The sequence below is a fragment of the Streptomyces sp. YIM 98790 genome (assembly GCF_011421595.1).
In the GTDB taxonomy this organism is placed as follows: Bacteria; Actinomycetota; Actinomycetes; order Streptomycetales; family Streptomycetaceae; genus Streptomyces.
Map to the genome: position 1 here is coordinate 1 of NZ_WTLH01000289.1, position 5026 is coordinate 5026.

A 5026-nucleotide genomic window follows, 5' to 3' on the forward strand; every position below is an offset into this window, starting at 1 on the left:
CCCGCGGGGCGCGCCCGGCGACCCCGGTCCGCCCGCCGCGGGCGACCAGGCGGAGGCGCTGCGCCTGATCGGCCGGCGCGCCGCCTCCCGCGACGCCTCCGTCCCGGCTCCGCGCCGGGCCTTCCGGATCGCCGAACTGCCCACTCTCATCGGCTTCCAGGAGGTGGCGGGCCGGCTGCCGGACCGTCTGCGCCGCCCGCTGTGGGCGCTGGTCGGCGTCGGCGGCGACACCGCCGAGCCCCTGGGCCACGACTTCACCGCCGGCGGCGGCAGCTACATGGTCATCGGGCCGCCCCGCTCCGGCCGTTCCACCACCCTCGCCGCCATGTGCGTCTCCCTGCTCGTCGGCGGCACCTCGCTGCTGGTGATCACGCCGCGGGACTCGCAGCTGCGCAAGCTGGCCGCGCACGACCTCGCGCGGGTGCTGGCCGGTCCCGATCCGGCGGCGGACACCGTCCGGGAGGCCCTGGAGGAACTGCGCGGCCGCCCCACCGTGGTGGTGGTGGACGACGCCGATCTGCTGCTGAACGCCGCGGCCGACAAGGTGCTCAAGCAGGTTGCGGTCTCCGGCCGGGACGAGGGCCGGGGTCTGCTGGTGGCCGGGCAGCCGGAGTCGATGAGCAGCCTGGGCTGGGTGGGCGCGGTGCGCCGTTCCCGGCAGGGGGTGCTGATGGCCCCCAAGTCGATCTCCGAGGGCGACCTCATCGGCACCCGCATCTCGTCGGAGCAGGTGCGGACGCCGCTGGTGCCGGGCCGCGGCTGGACGAGCGGCCCGGCGGGCACCGCCGTCGCCGTCCAGGTGCCGCTGACGGTGCTGGACGGCTGAGGGGCGGGGGCGGGGGCGTCCCGGCGCGGGACGCCCCCGCCCCCGGTCCCCGGCCGCGCGGGGTCACTCCTCCGAGCCGCCGGCCTCCTGCCGGGCCCGCTCGACCTCGGCGGTGATGTCCAGGTCGGACTCCTCCATCGCCTTCGCCAGCTCGGTGAAGGTGTTCGCGTACTCCTGGATGGTGCTCGCCGACTTCTTCATCTGCTCGCTGAAGGCGTTGTACGCCTCGGTCAGGGCGGGGCTCGCCTTCTCGAAGACCAGTCCGTTCTGCAGCAGACCGCTGACGGTGGTCTCCAGTTCGCCGAGTTCGTCGGAGATCTCACCGAGCTTGATGCCCATGGTCTCGGCGACGCGGCCGATCTCGTCGTAGTCGAAGAGTACGTCGGGAAGGTCCGACACGGTTCCTCCGGTGGCTGAATCAGACGCGGGACGGGTGCGGAAGGAGGGTCAGGAGCTGCTGTTCACCTTGTTGGCGATCTCCTGGTCCATGTCCTCCACGGACTTCTTGATCTGCCGGAACTGGTTGGCGTACTGCTTGATGCTGTCGGTGGCCTCGGTGAGCGCGGTGGTGAACTTCTCGTACTGCTGCTGCAGCGCCGGGCTGGACTGCACCAGCACCAGGGCGTTCTCCAGCAGCTCGTCCACCTCCGCCTTCGCCTCCTTCATCCGGGGCACCAGGGTGTCCTCCACGCTGCTGTCCAGGGTGTTGCAGACGGTCTCGATCTCCGAGTAGGTGAGGCTGATGTTCGCCGCCATGGGCCGGTTCTCCTTGCCGGTATCGGTGCGCTGCGCCGGGGGAGGACGGCTTCCCGTCACTCCTCCGTCTTCTGCCACTCCGCCCCGGGGCCGGAGCGGGTGTAGACGGTGGTCTCGTCCCCCGACTTCTCGGTCATGGTCCCGGAGCCGTCCTCGTTGATGACGACGGTGGTGACGGACTCGGTGCCGTCGGCGTAGGTCGTCGTCATGGTGTAGTCGCGGGCGTCGAAGGGCTCGCCGTTCTCCGGGGTGACGATCTGCGGCGGGGTGCCGTAGACGGTCTCGGAGCGGAAGGTCTGCCCGTCGGCCGTGGTGATCTCCGAGACCTCCCGCATCACGTTGTAGTCGTCGTCGAGTTCCAGGGTGACCCTGGTGGTGCCGTTCTCGTCCGTGTGGACGTACTCCGTGGGCGGGTCGTCCGCGGGGCGGGGCGGGGGCTCGCCGGGCTGGTAGGGGGCGTCGTCGTCCTCCTCCCAGGTCCGGCACCACTCCGGTGCCCCGTCCGCCCGGCAGACCTCGCCGATGTCCGCGTCCGGGTGGGCGTCGAAGTACTCCTTGGCGCCGATCTCCTCCAGATAGGCGTTCCACTCCGCCATCGAGGTCTGCCAGGCGTCCCACGCCTTCCGCTGGTCGAGCCAGTCCTTCAGCCCGATGCTGCTGCCCATCAGCCCGGCGCTGCTGGAGAGCTGCGCGTCGGCGTCGAAGAAGACGTTGGAGACGCTGCCGAAGACCTCCGCGAGTTCCCTGAGGCCGTCCTCCGCCTCCTTGGTCCGCATCCGGGAGTAGCGGAAGAAGCTGTGGAAGGCGTTGGCCAGGCCCGCGTCGCCCAGCACGGCCCGGGCCTCTCCCGTGGTGGCGTCGCCCAGGGCCTTGAACTCGCCGGTGGCACCGCCGTCCTCGGCGGTGTCGGCGAGCGAGCGCATCTTCTCCTGCGCGGTGTGCAGGGCCGTGTAGTCGATGGAGAAGTCGGGCATCCGCGGCTGGCCCCCTCCGTGCTTCTGCCGTTCCCGGTGATCCGCCGGGCGGCCGGGTCCATTCCCTCTACGCACCGGGGCCGCGCCAGGGTTCAACGGGCCGCGCAACTTGACGTGGCTCACACCGGACGCGTTGAACCCGGCGGTTCCCCCGGTGCGTAGAGGGGTCAGGAAGGCAGCCGCGGACCGAGAACGGTGGGGGAGGGGACGTCCACGATGCCGCGTCCCGACGACTGGAGCCCGCTCGGCCTCGGCGGCGATCCGGTCCCCGGCGACCCCGGCCGCATCGACCTGGTGATCGCCGACCAGGGCGAGCTGATCACCATGGCGGAGACCATCGACGAGGGCCTCACCGAGATCCTCAACACCACCGACGGCGCCTTCGTCGGCAAGACCGCCGACGCGCTGCGCGACGTCATCGACGGCGACCTGCGCACCTTCGTCTCCACCTTCCGCTCCGCGCAGGAGAGCGCCCGGTCCGCGCTGACCACCTACGCCGAAGTGCTGCGCGCCCAGCAGCAGCGCGCCGACACCGCCCTCGCCGAGGCCGCGGGGCTGCCCGGGGACGACGAGGAGGGCCGCGCCGCCCAGCGCGCGATCGCCGAGGACGCGGGGCGGGCGGCGGGAGAGGCCGCGGCCACCGCCGCCGCCGCGCTGCGGGAGGCGGGGCGCAGCATCGCCTCCCCGGTCGACCAGTGCGAGGAGTTCTGGAAGGCGCTCCAGTGGATCGCGATCATCCTGATCGTGCCGGCGATCATCGTCGGGGGTCCGCTCGCGCTGTTCGCCATCGGCCTGAACGTGGCGATCCTGATCAAGACGGCGGTGGACTTCGCGCGCGGCGACGCCGGCGTGACCGAACTCGTCTTCGCGGTCCTCGGCGTGATCGCACCGACCACCAAGGGCCTGCACCTGGGCCGGCTGTGGACCGGGCTGCGCGGGCTGGGCAGCCGCACCTGGAGCGGCGCCCGGAACTTCTTCGGCGGGGGCCCGGGCGGCTTCGGATTCGGCTTCCGGATGATCTACGGCCTGGACGACACGGTGATGGCCGCGGCGACATGGATGCGCGGCAGCCGCGGCCTGTGGCAGCTGGGGCCGGTGGCGCCGTTCCGGAACTTCGTGCAGCTCGCCGACTTCGCGGTGATCACCACCATCGGCGGCGCGGGGTATGCCACCCTCCGCGGCCTGATCCGGTTCGGCAGCTTCACGGCGACTCTCGGCCGCACCATGCTGGGCGGGGTGGCCGGCTGGCGGTTCCTCCGGTTCTTCCTGCCGGTGGCGGCCGACGAGATGGCGCTCGGGATGCGGACCGCCTTCCGGATCGGCTTCATCGACCGCGGCCTGTTCGGCAGGTACCGCTACGGCGCGTTCTTCGACGGGCAGTTCCCCGGCGCGGCGAGCAAGATCTCCGGCGGTGCCGCCGCCGGCCTGGACCTGTTCCGGGCCGGACGCGACACCGGCGGCATCCGGCCGGACTTCTCCTCCGGCCCCCTGCACACCTCCGGCGGCGGGCTGTCCGCCACTCCGTCCGGGCGGCTGACGGCGCTGCGCCTCGGCGGCGGTCTGCCGGCCGGCCCGGGCGGTTTCGGCCCGGCCGGGCCCGCCGGGGCGGCGGGCGGCGGGGCCGGGCTCGGCGGATTCCCGGGCGTGGTGGTGCCGCCGCCGGTGATGCCGTCGCCGGCCGGGCTCGGGGGCCCGCTGACCCTGCCGCAGTTCGGCGGCGGGCTGCTGTCGGGGCCGCTGCACGCGGGTCCGATCGGTATCGGCTCCTCCGGGACTCTGCTGCTGGCGCCGCCGCCCGGCACGGCGATCGCGGACCTCCCGGCGACCGGCGGGGCCACCCTGCCCACGCTGGGCCAGTTCTCGCCGGTAACGCCGAACGGCGCCCTGGTGGTGACGCCCGGGGCGGGCAGCCTGGCGCCGGCCGTCCCCGTGCCGGCCCCGGCGGTGGTCACGGTCGGCGGCGCGGACCTGGGCCAGGCCGGCACCGCGGCCGGCCGGGTGGAGCTGCCGGGGGCCGGCACACGGATCGCCGACCTGCCCTCGCTCACCGTGCGCGGCGAGACCGGCGGCGTGGGCGCCGGAGCGGGAGGGGTACCGGGCAACGGTCTCTCCGGCGGCCTCCTCGCGCCGGGAGTGGGGCACGTGCCGCTGCCCCAGCTCGGCGCGCTGCCGCACCTGACGCAGACCCCGGGCGGGGCGGCCGGGCTTCCGGCGGCACCGGTCGACGTGCCGGTGAACGGCGCCGCGGCGGCGGCCGGGGCCGCGGTGTCCTCGGTGGGACGGATCGAGGTGTCCTCGGTGCCCTCCGTGCCGGCCCCCGCCGCCCGGATCGAAGCGCCCGGGCCCGGTGCGCGGATCGCGGACCCGCCGCCCGCCGCGCTCCCCGGAACGGTGGTACCGGGTTCCGCCGTCCCTGTCGCCGCCGTCCCTGTCGCCGCGGCCCCCGGCGCCGCGGCCCCCGGCGGTGCCG

General features: G+C 74.1%; 4 protein-coding genes and 1 pseudogene. 2 read left to right on the plus strand and 3 right to left on the minus strand.

Going from position 1 to position 5026, the window contains the following annotated elements:
- A partial coding sequence (locus GQS09_RS26820; RefSeq protein WP_399552615.1) for an AAA family ATPase occupies positions 1-826 on the plus strand: 826 nt, incomplete at its 5' end.
- A 63-nt stretch (positions 827-889) separates the two neighbouring features.
- Here the strand turns inward: GQS09_RS26820 and GQS09_RS26825 are convergent.
- From GQS09_RS26825 to GQS09_RS26835, 3 genes are read right to left on the minus strand one after another with little or no spacing between them, the layout of a single operon-like run.
- Positions 890-1225: a hypothetical protein gene (locus GQS09_RS26825; protein ID WP_313896359.1), complete on the minus strand. Its 336-nt coding sequence runs from the start codon at positions 1223-1225 to the stop codon at positions 890-892.
- A gap of 48 nt (positions 1226-1273) precedes the next feature.
- A complete protein-coding gene (locus GQS09_RS26830) occupies positions 1274-1582 on the minus strand; it encodes a M3 family metallopeptidase (RefSeq protein ID WP_165990130.1) in 309 nt (102 codons plus the stop codon).
- 56 nt (positions 1583-1638) lie between these two features.
- A complete protein-coding gene (locus GQS09_RS26835; protein ID WP_165990131.1) occupies positions 1639-2556 on the minus strand; it encodes a serine/arginine repetitive matrix protein 2 in 918 nt (305 codons plus the stop codon).
- Between the two features lie 216 nt (positions 2557-2772).
- Here GQS09_RS26835 and GQS09_RS26840 point away from each other — a divergent pair.
- A pseudogene (locus GQS09_RS26840) lies at positions 2773-5026 on the plus strand (hypothetical protein); the annotation flags it as partial.